At 66.3% G+C, this 20,131-nt stretch carries 19 protein-coding genes; 7 read left to right on the top strand and 12 right to left on the bottom strand.

What is annotated here, in order from left to right:
• Positions 1 to 104: 104 nt before the first annotated feature.
• A complete protein-coding gene (locus AC13GA_RS16780) occupies positions 105 to 1,520 on the bottom strand; it encodes a cryptochrome/photolyase family protein (protein ID WP_482998574.1) in 1,416 nt (471 codons plus the stop codon).
• A 109-nt stretch (positions 1,521 to 1,629) separates the two neighbouring features.
• Between AC13GA_RS16780 and AC13GA_RS16775 the strand changes: the two genes are divergently transcribed.
• Positions 1,630 to 2,214, top strand: coding sequence for a hypothetical protein (locus tag AC13GA_RS16775; RefSeq protein WP_482998573.1), 585 nt, complete (start codon positions 1,630 to 1,632; stop codon positions 2,212 to 2,214).
• Positions 2,215 to 2,233: 19 nt separating this feature from the next.
• Here the strand turns inward: AC13GA_RS16775 and AC13GA_RS16770 are convergent, their stop codons facing one another.
• The 4 genes from AC13GA_RS16770 to AC13GA_RS16755 are packed head-to-tail and all read right to left on the bottom strand — an operon-like array spanning position 2,234 to position 7,849.
• Positions 2,234 to 2,845: an inorganic diphosphatase gene (locus tag AC13GA_RS16770; RefSeq protein WP_482998572.1), complete on the bottom strand. Its 612-nt coding sequence runs from the start codon at positions 2,843 to 2,845 to the stop codon at positions 2,234 to 2,236.
• An 11-nt stretch (positions 2,846 to 2,856) separates the two neighbouring features.
• Entirely contained in the window at positions 2,857 to 4,206 is a 1,350-nt protein-coding gene (locus AC13GA_RS16765; protein WP_482998679.1) for a purple acid phosphatase family protein, read from the bottom strand.
• Between the two features lie 14 nt (positions 4,207 to 4,220).
• The gene (locus tag AC13GA_RS16760) at positions 4,221 to 5,336 is read right to left on the bottom strand and encodes a phytase (RefSeq protein WP_482998571.1); all 1,116 of its coding nucleotides are present in this window, start codon (positions 5,334 to 5,336) and stop codon (positions 4,221 to 4,223) included.
• A complete protein-coding gene (locus AC13GA_RS16755) occupies positions 5,336 to 7,849 on the bottom strand; it encodes a TonB-dependent receptor (protein WP_482998678.1) in 2,514 nt (837 codons plus the stop codon). The genes AC13GA_RS16760 and AC13GA_RS16755 overlap by 1 nt, the downstream gene beginning before the upstream one ends.
• 217 nt (positions 7,850 to 8,066) lie before the next feature.
• On the opposite strand from AC13GA_RS16755, the gene upp reads away from it, so the two are divergent.
• Together upp and AC13GA_RS16745 are read left to right on the top strand one after the other, a co-directional pair.
• Positions 8,067 to 8,699, top strand: a complete 633-nt coding sequence (upp, locus tag AC13GA_RS16750) for a uracil phosphoribosyltransferase (protein ID WP_482998570.1) — start codon at positions 8,067 to 8,069, stop codon at positions 8,697 to 8,699.
• A 143-nt stretch (positions 8,700 to 8,842) separates the two neighbouring features.
• Positions 8,843 to 9,136 (top strand): PsiF family protein, encoded by a 294-nt coding sequence (locus AC13GA_RS16745; protein WP_004153183.1) that lies wholly within the window; start codon positions 8,843 to 8,845, stop codon positions 9,134 to 9,136.
• Between the two features lie 117 nt (positions 9,137 to 9,253).
• Here AC13GA_RS16745 and AC13GA_RS16740 read toward each other — a convergent pair whose 3' ends face one another.
• The 6 genes from AC13GA_RS16740 to rsmD all read right to left on the bottom strand — a co-directional run bounded on the left by AC13GA_RS16740 (position 9,254) and on the right by rsmD (position 14,099).
• On the bottom strand, positions 9,254 to 10,141 hold the full coding sequence (locus AC13GA_RS16740; RefSeq protein WP_004153182.1) for an MBL fold metallo-hydrolase: 888 nt from the start codon (positions 10,139 to 10,141) through the stop codon (positions 9,254 to 9,256).
• 119 nt (positions 10,142 to 10,260) lie between these two features.
• On the bottom strand, positions 10,261 to 11,991 hold the full coding sequence (ggt, locus tag AC13GA_RS16735; protein ID WP_253078898.1) for a gamma-glutamyltransferase: 1,731 nt from the start codon (positions 11,989 to 11,991) through the stop codon (positions 10,261 to 10,263).
• Entirely contained in the window at positions 11,988 to 12,269 is a 282-nt protein-coding gene (locus AC13GA_RS16730; RefSeq protein ID WP_004153175.1) for a YfhL family 4Fe-4S dicluster ferredoxin, read from the bottom strand. The genes ggt and AC13GA_RS16730 overlap by 4 nt, the downstream gene beginning before the upstream one ends.
• A 132-nt stretch (positions 12,270 to 12,401) precedes the next feature.
• Positions 12,402 to 12,893, bottom strand: a complete 492-nt coding sequence (locus tag AC13GA_RS16725; protein WP_005409092.1) for a hypothetical protein — start codon at positions 12,891 to 12,893, stop codon at positions 12,402 to 12,404.
• A 61-nt stretch (positions 12,894 to 12,954) separates the two neighbouring features.
• Positions 12,955 to 13,464 (bottom strand): pantetheine-phosphate adenylyltransferase, encoded by a 510-nt coding sequence (coaD, locus tag AC13GA_RS16720; RefSeq protein WP_008267036.1) that lies wholly within the window; start codon positions 13,462 to 13,464, stop codon positions 12,955 to 12,957.
• Positions 13,465 to 13,490: 26 nt separating this feature from the next.
• Entirely contained in the window at positions 13,491 to 14,099 is a 609-nt protein-coding gene (rsmD, locus tag AC13GA_RS16715; RefSeq protein ID WP_482998677.1) for a 16S rRNA (guanine(966)-N(2))-methyltransferase RsmD, read from the bottom strand.
• 640 nt (positions 14,100 to 14,739) lie between these two features.
• Between rsmD and htpG the strand changes: the two genes are divergently transcribed.
• Positions 14,740 to 16,632 (top strand): molecular chaperone HtpG, encoded by a 1,893-nt coding sequence (gene htpG, locus AC13GA_RS16710; protein WP_482998569.1) that lies wholly within the window; start codon positions 14,740 to 14,742, stop codon positions 16,630 to 16,632.
• 202 nt (positions 16,633 to 16,834) lie between these two features.
• Here the strand turns inward: htpG and AC13GA_RS16705 are convergent, their stop codons facing one another.
• Positions 16,835 to 17,134, bottom strand: coding sequence for a hypothetical protein (locus AC13GA_RS16705; protein WP_136638815.1), 300 nt, complete (start codon positions 17,132 to 17,134; stop codon positions 16,835 to 16,837).
• Between the two features lie 129 nt (positions 17,135 to 17,263).
• Here AC13GA_RS16705 and ftsY point away from each other — a divergent pair, with 129 nt between their 5' ends.
• The 3 genes from ftsY to AC13GA_RS16690 all read left to right on the top strand — a co-directional run bounded on the left by ftsY (position 17,264) and on the right by AC13GA_RS16690 (position 20,084).
• Positions 17,264 to 18,601: a signal recognition particle-docking protein FtsY gene (gene ftsY, locus AC13GA_RS16700; protein WP_253078902.1), complete on the top strand. Its 1,338-nt coding sequence runs from the start codon at positions 17,264 to 17,266 to the stop codon at positions 18,599 to 18,601.
• Positions 18,602 to 18,684: 83 nt separating this feature from the next.
• A complete protein-coding gene (mutY, locus tag AC13GA_RS16695) occupies positions 18,685 to 19,809 on the top strand; it encodes an A/G-specific adenine glycosylase (protein WP_136638817.1) in 1,125 nt (374 codons plus the stop codon).
• A 5-nt stretch (positions 19,810 to 19,814) separates the two neighbouring features.
• Entirely contained in the window at positions 19,815 to 20,084 is a 270-nt protein-coding gene (locus AC13GA_RS16690; protein ID WP_014036808.1) for an oxidative damage protection protein, read from the top strand.
• Positions 20,085 to 20,131 lie beyond the last annotated feature (47 nt).

Raw genomic sequence — 20,131 nt, 5'->3', positions numbered from 1 at the left:
GCGGGCGCAAAGAGAATAAACAGCCCAATGCGATGCCGGAATGATGATCCGGCGCGCTGACAGGTCCACGTTCAGCTAACTGACTGGATCGCGTCAGGGGCGATTTACCCTGCCCCCGACTGACGGTAGGCGGCCAACGCTGCATCCCGGCCTGCGGCCAGATCCACCAGCGGCGTGCGCGGATAGTCCGGGGCATGTGCGGCCAGCAGCAACGGATGCTGCCAGGGCGCGAAGCGCGCTTTCACCGGCAATGCTGCCAGCTCGGGCACCCAGCGGCTGATGTAGCGGGCCTGCGGATCGAACTTCTCGGCCTGGGTGACTGGATTGAATACCCGGAAGTACGGCGCTGCGTCGGCACCGGTGCCGGCCACCCATTGCCAGCCCATCGTGTTGTTGGCCAGGTCCGCGTCGACCAGGGTGTCCCAGAACCAGCGCGCACCGTGCAGCCAGTGCGCACGCAGATGCTTGCACAGGTAACTGGCAACGATCATGCGCACCCGGTTGTGCATGTAGCCGGTATGCCACAGCTCGCGCAGGCCCGCATCGACGATCGGCACGCCAGTGTTGCCGCGCTGCCAGTCGTGCAGTTGCGCGGCACTGGGCGTGGACCACGGGAAACGGTCAAAGCGCGGGTTGAGGTTGTCGGTGGGCGTCTTCGGGAAGTGGTGCAGCAGGTGGTAGGCAAAATCACGCCAGCCCAGCTGGCGCAGGTAACCATCGATATCGGCGTCGGTGCCCGCACTGCGCAGCCCTTCCAGCGCGTGGGCGATGCGCCACGGTGCGATCTCGCCGAAATGCAGGTGCGGCGACATTCGAGATGTGCCCACGCGATCCGGCAGGTCACGCTGCTCGCGGTAACCGCGCAACGCGCCGTCCTCGAACACGGACAACGCCTCCAGCGCACCGGCTTCGCCCGGCTGCCAGTGCTCCCAGAAGCCGGTGTCCCAGTCCAGCGTGGGCGCGAGCCGCAACTCCTCCAGCCCGAGGCTGTCGACCGAATGTGCCGTCAGCGCCTTCGGTGCGGCCTGCAGCGCGGGCAGGCACCAGTGGCTGAGCACGTTGCGCCAGTACGGCGTGAATACTTTGTACGGCTGGCCCTGCTGGGTGGCGATATCCCACGGCTCGAACAGCAGGCTGCCATTGCAGCTCTGTGCGTCGATGCCCTGCTCGCGCAGCGTGCGCTTGATGGTGGCGTCGCGTGGCTGGGTGGCGGGTTCATACTTGCGGTTCCAGTACACCGCTTCGGCGCCAGTCTGCTGGATCAACGCCTGCAAGGTAGGCAGGCTGTCACCGGCACGCAGCACCAGCGAGGAGCCGCGCGTACGCAGGTCGGCATCCAGCGCATCCAGTGAACGATGGCGCCACGCATCGGAGGCCGCGCCGGGCAGCCACTCGCCTTCCTCGTGCGGCGCGTGGATGTAGATAGGCACCACATCGTGGCCAGCATCCAGCGCGGCCTGCAGGGCAGGATTGTCCTGCAGCCGCAGATCACGGCGGAACCATAGCAACGCTACCGACACATGCACCGCCTTCGTTGTGGAAGGCGGTCATGATAGCCAGTCGCGGTGAAGGCATTGCACGCAGAGGCCGTCTGCTAGGCTGCTGGGCCGCTCCTCTTTGGACCCCGCCATGGATGATCTACACGCCTCATTCGCCCGCTTCGGGCTGCTGCGGGCCCAGCACGAAGGTGACTGGCAGGGACCGCTCCCGTTACCACCGGTGCTGGCGCGCTTCTACGCGCAAGTGGGACCGCTGGGTCATGAGATCAATTCGAAGGTGGGCAACTCCGGCATCACCATTCCGGGCCTCGATGTCTGGATACCCCCGCTGCAGCGTCTGTGGCGCCACCAGGCCGGTTACCGCTGGAACGGCGTCAGTGGCGAGCCCATCGACGATTGGCCATCCAACTGGCTGGTGATTGCCGATCGCGGCGCTGACCCGTTCATCCTCGACCTGGACGACGGCCGCGTGCTGTTCAGTCACCACGGTGCCGGTCTGCTGGATGCCGGCGAGATTGTTGCCGACGTACCCACCCTGATGGCGGTTCTGGCCGCGGCCGGCACCGTGTATCTGGAGGCCGGCGACGACCTCTACGACGATGATGACGATGGGGGCATCCGTGCCGTGCACGAGGAAGCCGCGGTGCAGGCTGTTGCGCAGGTGCTTGGCAACCGCCTGAATGCCGAGTGCCTGCTGGAGACACTGCGAGGCTGAATCCACGCATGGCGTGGATCTATCTCTCGAAACGCTGCATCGCCTCGCTGATCAGCACACGCGCTTCGGCGGCATCGCCCCAGCCGTTGAGCTGCACCGGATTGCGGCCTGCCGGCAGGTCCTTGTAGACCCGGAAGAACGCCTCGATGCGCTGGCGCTCGACCTCCGGCAGATCCTTCAGGTCACGGATGTTGGCGTAGGCCGGGTCGACCTTGTCGGTGGGCACGCCGATGATCTTCTCGTCATGCTCGCCGCCGTCGATCATCTTCAGGTAGCCGATCGGCCGGAAGCGCACGATCACGCCCGGATGCAGTGGTTCACGGGTCAACACCAGCGCATCCAGGGGATCGTTGTCACCGGCCAGCGTGCGCGGCATCGAGCCGTAGTTGGCCGGATAGGCCACCGGCATCGACTGGAAGCGGTCCACATGCACCAGACCGTCTTCCTTGATCTCATACTTGGTGAAGCTGCCAGCGGGGATCTCCACCGCCAGGTTCACCTCCTGCGGGGCCTGCTTCGGCTGCGCGACCAGGAACGGATGCAGCACCGCGTCGGCGGCGGCAACCGCACCGGCCAGAAGCAGCAGTGCGCCGGCGATGGCGGCCATCGGGACGATACGGCGTGTCGTCATGGCGTTTCCTCTCACTCCCAACAACGGTCTGCGCGACCTTTGGCAGTCTGCGCACGGGGGCATTCACGCGAAGTGATGCGGCCCTCGCGCTGTTCCAGCCGCTGCTTGCCGCCCGTGGCATCACGACGCAGCTCGAACGCGTCGTACAGGCGACCGGTCACCGTGCGCGCCTCGTAACGCAGTTGCTGCGGATCGATGCGCAGCACCTGGAACAGCTGGGTGTCTTCGGCCACCGGATCCATCGTTCTGCGTGCTTCGCCGGAAAGGCGGTACTGCTTGGGCCCGGCCACGGTCACCACGTACTGAGGCGTGGCGCCCTGCCCTTCACCGCGACGGCCGTAGGTGTGATCGTGGCCCTGCAGCACCAGGTCCACGTTGTGGCGGCGCACCACCGGCAACAGCACATCACGCAGCGCGGCGTTCTCGCGGCCTTCGCGCGGCGAATAGAACGGCTGGTGCAGCAGCACGATGGTCCATGGCTGCGGATTGCCGGTCAGCACCTTGTCCAGCCACTGCGCCTGCGCCTTGGCCGTGCCAAGGTCGAGTGCCGAAGTACCATCAACCACGGCCACGCGCACGCCCTGCGCATCGAACCAGTAGCTGGTCTGCTGCTCGGCGGTGGTGCCATTGCCCGGCAGCGCGAACGTCACCGGCCAATGCTTGCCCAGCACGCGGCGCTCCTGCGGGGTGTCCTCGAATTCCTCGAAGTACTCATGGTTGCCGATCGCCGGCGCCACCAGTGTTTCCTGCGCCAGCCAGCTGGTAGCAGCAAACCACTCGCCCCACTCGCTGTCATCCATGTTGTCGCCGCCGCTGACCAGGTCACCGGCGAACAGGCTCATGCGTGCCTCCGGCGCGGCCTTCTGCGCGGCACGCACTACCCGGCTGACATGGCTGACGTTCTTGTTCTGGGTATCACCGAAGTACAGCAGGGTCAGCGGCTGGTCGGCCGCAGCCAGCGTGCGCAGCTGGTTCCAGGCGCTCCAACTGCCGTTGCCCTGCACGCGGTAGACGTACTGGGTATCCGGCTGCAGGCCGCTGATGTCCGCGCGATGATGATGCGACAGCCCGTTCTCGGTCTGCAGCGCGCGGGTCGTCGCACGCACCTGGCGGATGTCCTCGATGGCCGGCGAATCACCGGCCACGGCAATCTCCAGCAGCGGCGCCTGCACGCTGCCATCGGTACGCCATGCCACGGCAAAGCCATGGCTGGGATCGGCCGCGGGCGATGCCACGATGCGGTCCGGCACCGTGGATGCTGCGTAGTAGCGGCTGCCCGCCGGCACCTGGGTATTCGGCTCGACCGCAGCAGGTGACAGCGACGGCAACGCCAGCAGCAGGCCGAGCGCCAATGAACGCATCACGCAATGGCGGCTCATTCGCCACACTCCAATGGCAGCGCCAGTTGCTTGGCGATGCTTTCCCAGTCGAACGCGACCACGCCCTGGTCGTCATGCACTGCGTACAGCGCACCGTGCGGGAAGCGTGGGCTGGCCGGCTGCATCAACCAGATGCCGTCGGTGTTGGCCACCGTATTGCCCTGGAACGCACCCACCGGCTTCAGCGTATGCCGGTCGAACAGATGGAACACGCTGCGCTGCTTGCCCTGCTCGGTGGTGATCCACCAGCCGTCCTTGCCACAGGTGCGCAGGGTCACGCCTTCAGCCTGCGCCTTGAACACATCGCGGCCGAAGGTGGTACCGGTGAAACGGCCCGCCAGGGTGTAGACCTTGAACTCGCTGGCGTAGCTTTCATCCTCTTCGGCGATCAACAGGCGATCGTTCTCCGGATCGCCCCAGATCGATTCCACCACACGCAGTGCGCCAGCCTCGCTGGTATCCCCGATGTCCGCCACGCGCTTCGCTTCGACCCTGGCACCGTCGCGGGTCACGTGGTACTGGCGCACGCGCTTGTCCAGCTCGGCCAGCGGCGGCAGGATGTCACGGCCCTGCGCATCCTCGCCGTTGTCCCAGGAGTCGGTGACGTAGACGCTGTAGCCATCGGCACGGCGGTCGACCCACAGCCCGTACGGCTTGCGCAGATCCTCGGCAGCGAACGTTGCCAGCGGGATGAAGTCCGGCAGGCTCAGCACCTGCACGCGATGATTGTCGCGCTCCACGATCCACAGCAGGTCGTCGGTCACCGCGATGCCGTTTGGGCGATCGAACTGCCCTGGCCCGGTGCCGCCGCTGCCCACGTCACGCAGGTGCTGGCCGGTGCTGCCATCGTAGACCACCAGCTTGTCGGTGGCCTTGGCGGTGGCAATCAGCCACAGTTTGCCGTCCGGCGCACGCCACGCCGCCGGCGAATCGATGTTGTCGGCCGGCGTCAGTGGAGTGACAAATGCCTCGGCGATGGTCGCCACCGCCCGCTGCGCCGCGGGCTTCGCTGCCGTGGCGGCCACGGCCGGATCATTGCCGGTGGCAGGCGTACAGCCTGCCAGCAGAGCAGCCGCCAATGCCGCGGCAAGGACCGGAATGCGGCGCCCCATCACAGCGCCACCTTCAGGCCCAGCGCATAGGTACGGCCGTACTCTTCCATCTGCAGGGTGCGCGAGCGCGTCCCCTGGTACAGCTCCAGCGGCTTGTCCAGCAGGTTCTGCGCCTCGAAGTACATGCTCACACGCGGGGTGAACTTGTAGTCCAGCGAGAAATCGAGCTGGGTGTTGGGTGCAACGTAGATGTCGAATGCGCGGCCCTTGCCGATGCTGTCCAGGTACTCGCTGCGGTACACCGCCGCCAGCCGCGTACTGACACCATACTTTTCATAGCCGATGTGGGCGCTGTAGACATGCTTGGAGGCGCGCGGCAGGGTGAAATCCTCCCCGGCGCGGTCCTTGATGCCGGCATCGAACCTGGTATCCAGCCAGGTACCGCTGGCGCCGACCAGCAGGCCGTCCAGGCCGGCTGGCAGGAAAGCCAGCTGCTGCTGCCAGTTGAATTCCGCACCGCGCACGGTGGCCTTGCGGCCATTGATCGGCTGGGTCACGTCGAAGCCGCCATAAGCGGGATCATTCGTCCGCACCGTTTGCACGATGTAGCCATCGATCGACTTGTGGAACAGGCCAAGTGAAACGATACCGGTGCTGCCGATGTACTTCTCCACCGACAGGTCGATGTTCTTCGACTCGTACGGATCCAGTTCCGGATTACCCAGGCGCACTTCCTCGTCGCCGCGGCTGTAGCCCACGCGTGGCGAGACATCGCCGAAGGAAGGACGCGATACGGTCTTGTTGGCCGAGGCGCGCAGTACCCAGTCATCGGCCGCGTCGTAGCGCAGGTGCAGGCCCGGCAGCACGTTGGTGTAGCTGCTGTTGGCCACGCGCGGGGTAACCGTGAAGCTGCGCCCGTTGGCGGCCACGTCCACCTGGTTGCCGGTTGCCTTGAACTGGGTGTTTTCCACGCGCACACCGCCGATGATGCGCAGTGCACCCACGTCCCAGGTGCCCATGGCATAGCTGGCGAAGATGTCTTCGCTGGCCACGTAGTCCTCTTCCAGCGATGTCATCGCGTTGCCACCGACATCCTGCGGGCGAGCGCTGTACTGGCCACCATTGGCCGCCCAGAAGGCACGCATCGCGGCCGAATCCATGCCGTCACCCAGGTTGCCGTGGCGGTGTTCCGGCGAGGAGGTTGTCCAGCTCGACAGCGCCACCTTCGGGCCGACGCGCAGCTCGCGCTCGTCCACATTCACGTCGCGGTCGCGCCAGCGGCCCAGCAGGCCGAACTTGATGCTGCTGCTGTCGCCGTCGAAGCGCACGTTGACCTGCGCGCTGTGTTCCTTGTCGTTGACCTGCTTGGGCGAGAGCACGAAGCGGTCGAACGCGTAGTTGCCATTGTCCAGCCACTGCGGGTTGTCGAAGCTGTAGCTGGGCAGGCGGCTGCGCTGGTCCAGGGTGCCATTGAAGGCCTTGCCGTCAAGCTTGAAACGGGCCTCCATCTCGTCGTTCACCCGCTCTTCGGTGCGGGTGTAGCCGATCCGGTAATCGACCACGGCGTTGGTCAGCTTGTTCTCGCCACCGAGACTTGCCGCGAAGGTGTTCTCCTTCTTGGTGCGGTAGCGCATGCGCTTGTCGATGGAATCCTTCGACATGCCATCCAGCCGATACTGGTCGGTGCCGGTCTTGACCATCTTCGCGTCGTCGAAGTTGAAGATCACGCGCTGGCGGGTCTCCGCATCGTCGAACTGGCTGTACAGCGTGCGCAGGTAGTATTTGCTGTCTTCATTCGGGCGCCAGTCGAGGTTGAGGTTGGCACCGATGCGCTTGCGCTCGATCTCGTACTTGCGATGCTGCAGGTTGATCGCGGTGACATCGCCGGGGACGGCGTTGTCCTCGCCGTCATACTCCACTTCGGTGTTGTCCGACTCGAACTTGCGCTTCTGGTAGTTCACGCCCAGCGCCACACCGAAGGTGTCGTTGAACACTTCGCTGTAGTTGAAGGCGGCCTTGGGACTGGTCTCGCCGGACAGCTGCTGGTGGCTGCCTTCGATCTTGCCACGCAGGCTGCGACCGTCGCGGTCGAAGGCCGAGGCCGACTCCACAAGCACGGCGCCGCCGATGGCATCACCCGGCATGTCCGGGGTCGGCGACTTCACTACGCGCAGGCGCTCGGTGGAATCGGATGGAATCACATCCAGCGGTGCGGCACGACTGGAATCTTCCGGCGTACCGACGGCAATGCCGTCCACGCTGACGCTGTTGAGGTTGGCGTCCAGGCCGCGGATGACCACGAAGCGCCCTTCGCCCTGGTCGCGGGTCACGCTGATGCCCGGCAGGCGCTGCAGCGATTCGGCGACATTCTTGTCCGGGTACTGGCCCAATGCATCGGAGGACACGGCATCTTCGATCGCATCACTGCTGCGCTTCAGGTCAACGGCGCGGATCTGTGATTCGAGCTGGGCGCGCACTTCGATGCGGTCCAGATCGACCGCCTCAGCGGCCACGGCGCCGGTGGCGGCAACCGCCTGCTGCCCGGCCGCCTGCAGCGGAGCTGCGGCCCCCATCGCCAGGGTCAGGGTGATGGCAACGGCCAACGGAGTCTTGATATGCACTGGGAATCCCCATTCCTGTTAAGAATGGGTCTGCACGGTATGTCCGCAAGGTTGCATGGCCGTGACATGCGCCTGCACATTTCATGTAAGGCCGCCCCGGGCCAGGTTTGGGTTCGGCCCGCCGATCCGGCAAAATGGCGTCCTCTCTCCTTTTTCCCCCTTCCCGACCATGAAGATCGTCGAAGTGCGCCACCCGCTGGTGCAGCACAAGATCGGCCTGATGCGCAACGCCGCGCTCAGCACCAAGGATTTCCGCGAACTGGCCAACGAGCTGGGCACGCTGCTGGCCTACGAGGCCACCGCCGACCTCGAGACCGAGCCGCACACCCTCCCCGGCTGGGCCGGCCCGGTCACCGTACAGCGCATTGCCGGGGCCAAGATCACCGTGGTGCCGATCCTGCGCGCCGGCCTGGGCATGCTCAGCGGCGTGCTGTCGCTGATCCCGGCCGCCCGCGTCAGCGTGGTCGGACTGCAGCGCGATGAGGAAACCCTGCAGCCGGTGCCCTACTTCGAGCGCCTGACCGGTCGCCTGGAAGAACGCGATGCGCTGATCCTGGATCCGATGCTGGCTACCGGCGGCACCCTGATCGCCACCATCGACATGCTCAAGCGTGCCGGTGCCCGCCGCATCAAGGGCATCTTCCTGGTCGCGGCGCCGGAAGGCATCGAGGCGGTCAATGCCGTGCACCCGGACGTGGAGATCTACACCGCGGCCATCGATGCCCAGCTCAACGACAAGGGCTACATCCTGCCCGGCCTGGGCGATGCCGGTGATCGAATCTTCGGTACCCGCGTCGGCTGAATGCCAGCTGGGTCAGAGCCCTTTCGTGCCGAAAGGGTTCTGACCTCAACAGCGCGGCGCGTCGCGGCCGCGTTGCGATTCTTCACGTGCTCTTGGCGCCGGGAAGCGAATGCTCCGCGCACCCGCCACCCTTGGAGCTCTCGATGAAAGCCTCTTTCCTGCTGGCCGCCGTCCTGCTGGTCGGCCTCCCCCTGGCTGCCAATGCCACCACTCCGCAGCAGCAACGCATGGCCGACTGCTCGGCCAAGAACAAGGGGCTCAAGGGCGACGCCTACAAGACCGCGCAGAGCTCCTGCCTCAGCGGCCACGCTACCGACAGCAAGGCCGCGACCACACCGCAGGAACGCATGCGCAAGTGCAACGCCGATGCAGGCACGAAGAAGCTGGCCGGTGATGCACGCAAGACCTTCATGAGCAGCTGCCTGAAGGCTTCGTAGCGGTTGACTCCTGCTCTAGAGCCGAAGGCAGCGGCAGGAGCCGCTGCCAACGTCGCTCGCGACGACCCGCAGGGTGTCGGTCAGGACGACCGGCATAGCTCATGCTCGGCTCTACATTTACCCGAGGGCGCGCGCCTTCAGCTCGCCCTGCTCGTGCAGGGTCACGAAACGACCCTTGTCATCGCGGCCCAGCTGCGCCAGCGCCACCTGCGGGTCGTGGGTGAAGAACAGATGCACATTGCGCGCCAGCTTGTCTTCGAGGAACTGCCGTTTCTCGTCGATCAGCAACTCGGCATTGCGGTCGTAGCCCATGGTGATCGGCACGTGCACCCACGAGCGGCCCGGGATCAGATCGGCACAGAACACTACGCCGCCCTTCGGTGATTCATCGGCACGCGCGTGGCCGACAATTTCGGCCAGCATCAGCCCCGGCGTGTGGCCATCGCTGTAGCTGAAACGCACAGTGCGCCCCAACGCCTTCGAATATTCGCCGTCCACCACTTCCAGACGGCCACTGGCCTGCAGCAGGCCCGGCAGTTCCGGAATGAAGCTGGCACGGTCGCGCGGGTGCGGCTGCAGCGCACGCTGCCAGTGCTGCGCACCGACCACGTAGGTCGCGTTGGGGAACAGCAGCTCCGGCTCACGCCCTTCGCTCCAGGCCGCGAGCAGACCCCCGGCGTGATCGAAGTGCAGGTGACTGAGCACCACCACGTCGATATCCTCGTGCTCGAAACCGGCTTCGCGCAGCGAATCGATCAGCACGTGCTGGCTTTCCTGCACGCCGTAGCGTTCGCGCATGCGTGGATCGAAGAAGGCACCAATACCGGTTTCAAACAGCACCGTCTTGCCTTCCAGAGGGCTGGCAAGCAGCGCACGGCAGGCCAGCTCGATGCGATTGAGCTCGTCCGGTGCCGCCCATTTTTCCCACAACGCGCGCGGCGCGTTACCAAACATCGCACCGCCATCAAGGCGCTGCGAGTTTCCACGAATCGACCAGAGTTTCATGCGCCAATTATCGGCGTCGGCTCGTTAAATAATCGCTAGATTCGAAACGGAAAACCCCGCCGGTTGGCGGGGTCTCCAGACTCTCCGTACGCCGGGCATGGCCCGGCGCTACCGGAGCATCAATGCGCCGGTACAACCTGGGCACTGCCCACCGGGTTGCGCGGGTCGCTGCCACCGAACAGTTTGTTCGCTTTGCGGTCCCATTCCACGGTCTGCAGGTTGCCCCAGACGTGGCTGGAACCGCGGCCGCCGGCGGCGACATCGCCCGGCAGGTCGATCTTGTGGCCCATCGCCTGCAACTGCTTCACCGTGCCGGCGTCGAACGCATCGTTCTCGGCTTCGATCAGGTCCGGCAGCCACTGGTGGTGGTAGCGCGGCAGCGCGGCGACCTGCTGCGCGTCCAGGCCGGCGTCGTAGCCGAGGATGCCCAGCAGCACCATGGTGATGATGCGGCTGCCGCCCGGCGTGCCCAGTACCACCACCTTGTCGGCATTCTCCATGAAGGTCGGCGTCATCGAGCTGAGCATGCGCTTGCCCGGCTTCGGCGCATTGGCCTCATAGCCCATCACGCCGAACGCGTTGGGCGTACCCGGCTTGAGCGCGAAGTCGTCCATCTCGTTGTTCAGCAGCACGCCGGTGCCCTTCGGAATCAGGCCCGAGCCGTACAGCAGGTTGACGGTCTGGGTGGCGCCAACCCGGTTGCCGTCGCGGTCGATGATCGAGAAATGGGTGGTCTCGTCGTCCTCCAGCGGGGTCGGGTTGCCCGACAGCAGGTCGCTGGGCGTGGCCTTCTCCGGATGGATGGTGGCGCGCAGGCCCTGCGCGTAATCCTTGCTGGTCAGCACCTTCTGCGGGATCTGCACGAAGTCCGGATCGCCGAGGAAGAAGGTGCGGTCACGGTAGGCACGGCGCATCGCTTCCACCACCAGGTGGGTGCGGTGGGCCTCATCCATCGACTTCAGGTCCCAGCCTTCCAGGATCTGCAGCATCGACGCGAGCGCGATGCCGCCGGAAGACGGCGGCGACGCCGTGGTGATCTTCCAGTCGCGGTAGTTGAAGACGATCGGCTCGCGCAGCTTCACGCGGTAGCCCGACAGCTCCTCGGCGGTCCACTTGCCACCGGCCTGTTTCACGCCGGCCAGCAGCAGCTTGCCGGTCTGGCCCTTGTAGAAGCCATCGAAGCCGTCAGCGGCGAGGCGTTCCAGGGTCTGCGCCAGCTCCGGCTGCTGGAACAGGTCGCCGGTGGCGATCGGCTTGCCGTTGCGCAGGTAAACCTCGCGCGTGCCGGGGTAGCGTTCCATCACTTCACGGCGCGAGGCATAGCCCTTGGCCATGCGGTCGTACACCGGGAAGCCTTCGCGGGCGATGCGGATCGCCGGTTGCAGCGAGGCCGACAGCGGCAGCTTGCCGTGCTTGGCCGAGAGCTCGACCAGCGCCGCCGGCAGGCCGGGGATGCCAGCCGACCACGGCCCGTTGACCGAGCGGTCACGGTCGAGGTCGCCCTTCTTGTCCAGGTAGGCCTGCGGGGTCGCAGCGGCCGGCGCGGTCTCGCGCGCGTCCAGCATCACATCCTTGCCGGTGGCCGCATCATGCAGCAGGAAGAAGCCGCCGCCGCCCAGGCCCGAGCTGATCGGCTCGACCACCGCCAGCGTGGACGACACCGCCACTGCGGCGTCGAAGGCGTTGCCGCCCTGCGCTAGGATGTCGATGCCGGCCTGGGTGGCCAGTCGGTGGCCACTGGCGATGGCCGCACCATCGGGGCGCTCGGCCCGGACCGGGCTGTCGGCCCAGGCGATCGGACTCAGCAGCAGGCCAAGCAGCAACAAGGGGCGGACGATCAGCGTCTTCATTCGGATGGGGGCTCCGCGTAGAGTTCGGGGTGATCGTGCTGCAGCTGGCGCAGCTTGGCCAGCAGCTGGTCTTCCGTTTCCACGATCTCCGGGTCCGGGTCGATGCACTCGACCGGGCAGACGACCACGCACTGTGGCTCGTCGAAATGACCCACGCATTCGGTGCAGCGCGCAGGGTCGATCACGTAGATGGTTTCACCCATCGCAATGGCCTGGTTCGGGCAGGCCGGCTCGCATACGTCGCAGTTGACGCAGAGCTCATTGATTTTCAGCGACATGGCGATACTCCACGCCCGCGCCTTGGGACAAGGACCGGCCTGCGCGGGCGCGCGGGCCGGTCAGGTCATCAGCGGCGCCCCTCGCAGGGCGCCGCCCGGGCCGTGCCGAAGCACGACCGCCTCGGCTCGGTCTTACTTGGCTTCGACGAAAATGTACTCGGCACCGGTCGGCTGGATGGCAGCCTGCACGCGGGCATTGTCGGCCGACTGGCCGATGAAGACGACGCGCACGCCCTTCATCGAATCCGGCGACACGTCCTTGAAGACAGCCTGGATCATGTCAGCCATCTTGCCCGAGGCCGACGAACCGAAGGCCAGCATGTTGCCCGGCTGCACGCCACGGGCCACGGCCTGGGTCGCGCTTTCGGTCTGGCGCTCGTACTTGGCCTGGAAGTCCGGATCCGATTCCGGCGACAGGTAGTACAGGAACGGGCTGTTGGTGATGTTGCCCATGTTCTGGATCGCCACTTCCTGCAGGTACTTCTTCCAGCCTGCATCGTCGTCCTTGGCCGGAGCGACCAGGGCCTGCTTGGCCTCGTCGACCGGAGCGGCCTCTTCCTTCTTGCAGGCGGTGAAGGCCAGGGCCAACGAAGCGATCAGCATCGCGCGCATGGTGGTGTTCATGGGTTTCCTCCCGGAATGGTGCGTGGTGTTGTACGTAAAGGGGGTGCGGGTACCGCGGGGCTTACGACTGCGCCGACTTCGCTTCGCGGACCTTGCGCAGGGCTTCCAGCACCGCGGCCGGCACGAAACCGGACACGTCGCCGCCCAGGCGCGCGATCTCGCGGACCAGCGATGACGAAATGAAGCTGTGCTGCTCGGCCGGGGTCAGGAACAGGGTCTCGACCTCCGGAATCAGGTGGCGGTTCATGCTCGCCATCTGGAATTCGTACTCGAAGTCGGACACCGCGCGCAGCCCGCGCAGCAGCACACCGCCCTGCACCGAACGTACAAAATGGGCCAGCAGCGTATCGAAGCCGATGACCTCGACGTTGCTGTGGTGGCCCAGGGCGCCACGCGCCAGCTGTACGCGCTGCTCCAGCGGCAGTGCCGGTCCCTTCGAGGGGCTCTGCGCCACGCCCACCACGACCTTTTCAAACAGCGGTGCGGCCCGGCTCACCAGGTCGATATGACCATTGGTGATGGGGTCGAACGTGCCGGGATAGACGGCGATGCGGCGGTTGGCCACGGTCATGGGCGGTTGCAGATGTTCAGATGAGGTCAAAGTGTAGCAGTGGCGCGGCGGTACAGGGCAAAGCGCACCTCACGGGTACTGCCCTCGCGGTGCAGCAGCCATTCCGGCGGCAGCGCCGGCACGTGGCCGGCCGGCGACTCCAGGTACAGCCAGGCATCGGTGGTCAGGTGCCGGGGCAGCTGGGCCAGTACGTCCTGCCACAGGCCATCGGCGAACGGCGGGTCGATGAAGACCAGGTCGGCCTGCTGCGCGGGCGCGCCCTGCAGCCAGCGCACGGCGTCGGCCTGCACGACCGTGATCTGGTCGGTGGCCTGCAGCTTGGCGACAGCGGCGGTCAGATTGCGCCCCAGCTGCGCGTCGCGCTCGACCAGGGTGGCGTGCGCGGCACCGCGCGAGACCGCCTCCAGGCCCAGCGCGCCACTGCCGGCGAACAGATCGAGCACCCGCGCACCGCCCAACCTGGGCATCAACCAGTTGAAAAGGGTCTCGCGCACGCGGTCGCTGCTGGGCCGCAGCCCCGGCAGGGTCGGCACCGGCAGGCGGGTATTGCGCCAGCGACCGCCGATGATGCGGACCTGGCCGTCATTGCCACCGCGGCCGCTCACCGGCGCCCCCGGCGGGAGGTATTCGAGAATTTCAGCATGAGCAGGATTGTAGTTCGGCCGGGCTGCGCCCGGCACCCGCAGAGGCCGAAGCAACGGCCGAAGCAACAACCAGAGCAACGGCAAAAGCTGGTTTCCTGTGGGTAGGCCGGGGTGGGTCAGGCTGTGGGGGACGCCGTAAACCCGTCCATGGGGGCTTGGCCGCGGCATCCATGCCGCGGCCAAGCCCCCACAACCTGACCCACCCCGCCTTCGACAGTTTTCTGCGATCTGTCGGAACGTCTCTTGGGGTCAGATCCGTTTTCCGTAGGAAAACGGATCTGACCCCATTTGATGTATCGATATCTGACAGATGTGTCGACCAAGGTCGACACCTACCAACAGCCGCGTGAACCTGTCAGAGGCAGGGCACTGTGGGTTCGCGGGGTGTGAGCCGCATGGATGCGGCGACCAAGGCTACATGGACGTACTTGCGCCGTCCCCGCGAACCCACAGTGCCGCGCCATCCCACGGAATGCCGCTCTGGCTCTGGCTTTGGCAGTTGCAGTTGCAGTTGCACTGAGCGGGTGCCGGGCGCAGCCCGGCCGACCAACCCCTTGATTTCGGGACAATCAGCCATACCCCTTGGCGAGGCCGCACGCGCTGGCGCGGCATTGCACACGGAGCCTTATCGATGACCGAGACCACCCAGACCGAAACCCTTGGCTTCCAGACCGAAGTCAAGCAGCTGCTGCAGCTGATGATCCACTCGCTGTACTCCAACAAGGAGATCTTCCTGCGTGAGCTGGTCTCCAACGCCGCCGACGCCGCCGACAAGCTGCGCTTCGAGGCCCTGACCCAGCCCGCCCTGCTGGAAGGCGACAGCGAACCGCGCGTGCGCGTCAGCTTCGACCCCGCCGCCCACACCATCACCATCGAAGACAACGGCATCGGCATGAGCCGCGCCGAAGCCATTGCCCACCTCGGCACCATCGCCAAGTCCGGCACCGGCGATTTCCTGCGCCAGCTGTCCGGCGACCAGAAGAAGGATTCGCAGCTGATCGGCCAGTTCGGCGTCGGCTTCTACAGCGCCTTCATTGTCGCCGACGAAGTCGAAGTGACCTCGCGCCGCGCCGGCCTGGCTGCAGGCGAAGGTGTGCGCTGGACCTCCCGCGGTGAAGGCGATTTCGACGTTGCCACCGTCGACAAGGCCGAGCGCGGCACCCGCATCGTGCTGCACCTGAAGGACGGCGAGCACGATTTCGCAGACGGTTGGCGCCTGCGCAGCATCCTCAAGAAGTACTCGGACCATATCGGCCTGCCGATCCAGATGCCGAAGGAAGGCACCGAAGAAGGCGCGGCCGTCGAGTGGGAGACCGTCAACCGCGCCAGCGCGCTGTGGACCCGTCCGCGTACTGAAATCAGCGACGCCGAGTACACCGAGTTCTACAAGCACGTGGCGCACGACCACAGCGACCCGCTGGCGTGGAGCCACAACAAGGTCGAAGGCAAGCTCGAGTACACCTCGCTGCTGTACGTGCCGGGCCGCGCGCCGTTCGACCTGTATCACCGCGATGCACCCAAGGGCCTGAAGCTGTATGTGCAGCGCGTGTTCGTGATGGACCAGGCCGAGCAGTTCCTGCCGCTGTACCTGCGCTTCATCAAGGGCGTGGTTGATTCCAATGATCTGTCGCTGAACGTTTCGCGCGAGATCCTGCAGTCCGGCCCGGTCATCGATTCGATGAAGGCCGCGCTGACCAAGCGCTCGCTGGACATGCTGGACAAGCTGGCCGCCGACAAGCCGGAGCAGTACGCCACGTTCTGGAAGGAATTCGGCCAGGTGCTGAAGGAAGGCCCGGCCGAGGACTACAACAACCGCGAGAAGGTGGCCGGCCTGCTGCGCTTCGCCTCCACCCGTGGCGACGGCGATGCGCAGAGCGTGTCGCTGGCCGATTACATTGGCCGAATGGCCGAAGGCCAGGACAAGATCTATTACCTGACCGGCGAGAGCTACAGCCAGGTGCGCAACAGCCCGCACCTGGAAGTGTTCCGCAAGAAGGGCGTGGAAGTGCTGCTGCTGACCGACCGCATCGACGAGTGGCTGATGGGCTACCTGACCGATTTCGACGGCAAGGGCTTCGTCGACATCGCGCGTGGTGACCTCGACCTGGGTGCGCTAGAAAGCGAAGCCGACAAGCAGGAGCAGGAAGCGGCAGCAAAGGACAAGCAGGGCCTCGTCGAGCGCCTGAAGACGGTGCTGGGCGATGACGTGGCCGAAGTGCGCGTCTCGCACCGCCTGACCGATTCGCCGGCGGTGCTGGCCATCGGCGAACAGGACCTGGGCCTGCAGATGCGCCAGATCCTGGAAGCCAGCGGGCAGAAGGTGCCGGACAGCAAGCCGGTACTGGAGATCAATCCAGGTCATCCGCTGATCGCCAAGCTGGATGCGGAAGCCGATGGCGCACGCTTCGACGACCTGGGCCGGGTGCTGTTCGACCAGGCTGCGCTGGCCGCCGGCGACAGCCTGAAGGACCCGGGCGCCTACGTGGCACGCCTGAACAAGCTGCTGCTGGAGTTGTCGGCCTGATCGAGGCGGTGGTCGCCGGGCATGGCCCGGCGCTGCTCTGGTAGATGCCAACCTTGGTTGGCACTTTTGCCCGGGTAGGCGGCAACCTTGGTTGACACTCGAAAAGCGTGCCAACCAAGGTTGGCACCTACCGGGGCGGGTCGAGCGTGCCAACCAAGGTTGGCACCCACCAGGGGCGGCGGTTGGCGCCGACCGAGGGGGTTCAGGCTTCGCGATCCAGCAGCGAGCCCAGCATCTGGTCCTGGCGGCGGATCACCGTGGCATTGGCGGCGAAGGCCACCACTTCGGCTTTCGCTGCCAGCAGATCTCCCAGCGGTGCGGCGGCATCGACGCCGGCAGGGGTCACCGAGGCCTGCACCCCGCCCTGCTCCACCGCACTACGCTTCAGCTGCAGGCGCTGGGCATCGGGAGTCGCCAGGTTGGCCACGTTGTGCGCGGCCACCTGCACGCCCTGCTGGGCCACGCGCATTCCGCTGAGGGCGATTCCCATCACATTGTTCATGGCGGCCTCCGGGCCGCCCTGCGCAGCCCTCCGGACCGGTTAACGGCCGATGGGCCGCGACCTTGAGTCCACATCGGCCCGACAGGCCCGAGTGGTAGCATATCCCTCTGATTTCAGCGCCTTTTGCCAATGCTCAGTTTTTTCCGCCGCAAGAAGCCCCAGGACGCCCCCGCAACGGAGGCACCCAAGACCCAGCACTACTCGGCTGAAGAGCTGGCCGCGGCGTTCCCGTCGACCGCGCCCGTCGAGGACAAGGAACCGGCGCCGGCAGCTGCGCCAATTGCACCTGCCCCCGTCGAGCCGCCCCCGGCAGCGGTTGCACCGGCAACCGTCGAGCCCTCCCCGGTGGCTCCAGCGCCGGTGGTCCCGGCAGTCCCGGCTCCCACCGCTCCGAGCCCGACTGCGCAGATCGACGTCGCCCCTGTTGCGACCCCGGCCATCGAGCCGGTGCCTGCGCCGCTGCCGGAGCCCACGCCTGCGCCGACCCCGGCACCGATCGCCGACGATCTGCCTGCCGCAGCCTCTGTCGACGCCGTGCCGGCCACGGCCGGCAAGCCCGGCTGGCGCGAACGCCTGCGCAACAGTGTCATCGCGCGCAGCTTCGGCGGCCTGTTCTCGCGCAATCCCAAGCTCGACGACGACCTGCTGGACGAGCTGGAAACCGCACTGATCACTGCCGACGTCGGCGTCGGCGCCACCACCGATCTGGTGGAGGGCCTGCGCAAGCGCATGAAGGCGCGTGAATTCGTCGATGCCAACGCTTTGCTGGCCGCGCTGCGTGCCGAACTGATCGCGATCCTGCAGCCGGTGGCCAAGCCGCTGGTGATCGACCGCACTGCCAAGCCCTTCGTGGTGCTGACCGTCGGCGTCAACGGCGTCGGCAAGACCACCACCATTGGCAAGCTGGCCAAGCGCTTCAAGGACGAAGGCCACAGCCTGATGCTTGCCGCCGGTGACACCTTCCGCGCGGCTGCAGTGGCCCAGCTGCAGGCCTGGGGCGAGCGCAACGGCGTGGCCGTGGTCGCGCAGGGTCAGAACGCCGACGCCGCTTCGGTGGCATTCGACGCGCTGCAGGCCGGCAAGGCCCGCGGCACTTCGGTGCTGATCGCCGACACCGCCGGCCGCCTGCATACCCAGTCCGGCCTGATGAATGAGCTGGGCAAGATCCGCCGCGTGCTCGGCAAGATTGATCCCACTGCACCGCACGAAGTGCTGATGGTGATCGACGGTACCACCGGCCAGAACGCGCTGTCGCAGCTGCGCCAGTTCAACGCCGCCGTGAACGTTACCGGCCTGGTGGTGACCAAGCTGGACGGCACCGCCAAGGGCGGTGTGGTGTTCGCGCTGGCCCGCGAGTTCGGCATTCCGATCCGTTTTGCCGGCATCGGGGAGCGCCCGGAAGACCTGCGCGTGTTCGATCCGGAAGCCTTCGTCGACGCCCTGCTGCCTGAGGCGCTGGGCGCCTGATACACCGTGCAGCCACGCATCGCGTGGCTCTACTGAAACCGGTAGAGCCACCCCATGGGTGGCTGCCCACCTCCGGAACGCCGATGCCACGCCAGCCGCACGCCAGCGCCGAGATGGTCAAAAGAGACAGCTTCGTTGCCCGCCTGCTGCACTGGTTCGACGACCACGGCCGCCACGACCTTCCCTGGCAGCACCCGCGCAGCCCCTATCGGGTCTGGCTGTCGGAAATCATGCTGCAGCAGACCCAGGTGACCACGGTCATCCCGTACTTCCACCGGTTCCTGCAACACTTCCCGACCCTGCCTGACCTCGCCGCGGCCAGCAACGATGCGGTCATGGCGCAGTGGGCTGGGCTGGGTTACTACGCCCGCGCGCGCAACCTGCATGCCGCGGCCAAGCGCTGCGTGGAACTGCACGACGGTGATCTGCCGCGTGATTTCGACGCGCTGCACGCGCTGCCCGGCATAGGCCGCAGTACCGCCGGCGCGATCCTCAGCCAGGCCTGGAACGATCCGTTCGCGATCCTCGACGGCAACGTCAAGCGCGTGCTCTGCCGCTACCACGGCATCGACGGCTTCCCGGGCCTGCCTGCGATCGAGAAGCAGCTATGGGCCATTGCCGAGGCGCATGTGGCACAGGTGCCGGATGGGCGCATGGCCGACTACACACAGGCGCAGATGGACCTGGGTGCAACGGTCTGCAGCCGCGCCAAGCCGGCGTGCGTGATCTGCCCGCTGCAGGATGACTGCGTGGCACGCCGCGAAGGCCGCACCGCTGAACTACCCACGCCCAAGCCCAGCAAGACCCTGCCCGAGCGCGAGGCCGTTGCGCTGCTGCTGCGCGACGCCCAGCAGCGCGTGCTGCTGCAGAAGCGGCCGGATACCGGCATCTGGGCGCAGCTGTGGACGCTGCCACAGGCCGAGGCCGGCAGCGTGCTCCAGGACTGGTTCGACCTGCACGTCGACGGCTCGCTGGAAGAGGCCGAAGAGCTGCCAGTGCTGCAGCACACCTTCAGTCACTACAAGCTGCATCTGCAGGTACTGTCGCGGCAGGTGCACGGCCTGCGCGTGGAAGAACCGACGCTGCGCTGGGTGGCCGCCGACGAGCTGCCCGCGCTGGGCCTGCCGGCACCGATCCGCAAACTACTCGACGGTGCCACGACCAAGGCACCGAAACGAAAATCCACGAAACCCCGCAACCACGAGTGAGTGCCATGCCCCGAACCGTCTTCTGCCAGTACGAACAACGCGATGCCGAGGGCCTGGACTTCGTGCCCTACCCCGGTGAGCTGGGCCAGCGCATCTTCAACAACATCGGCAAGCAGGCCTGGGCCGCATGGCTGGCGCACCAGACCATGCTGATCAACGAAAACCGCCTGTCGCCGCGCACGCCGGAGCATCGCGCTTTCCTCGAAGGCGAACTGGTCAAGTTCCTGTTCGAGAAAGACGCGGAAAAGCCGGCAGGCTTTACCCCGGAAGCCTGACCTGCCGGTAGCGCCGGGCCATGCCCGGCGTCCAGGCATCCGCCGGG

The organism is Stenotrophomonas sp. 22DLJC03, assembly GCF_056861405.1.
The sequence above is the reverse complement of the archived record's forward strand: the minus strand, read 5'-3'. Positions and strand labels throughout refer to the sequence as shown.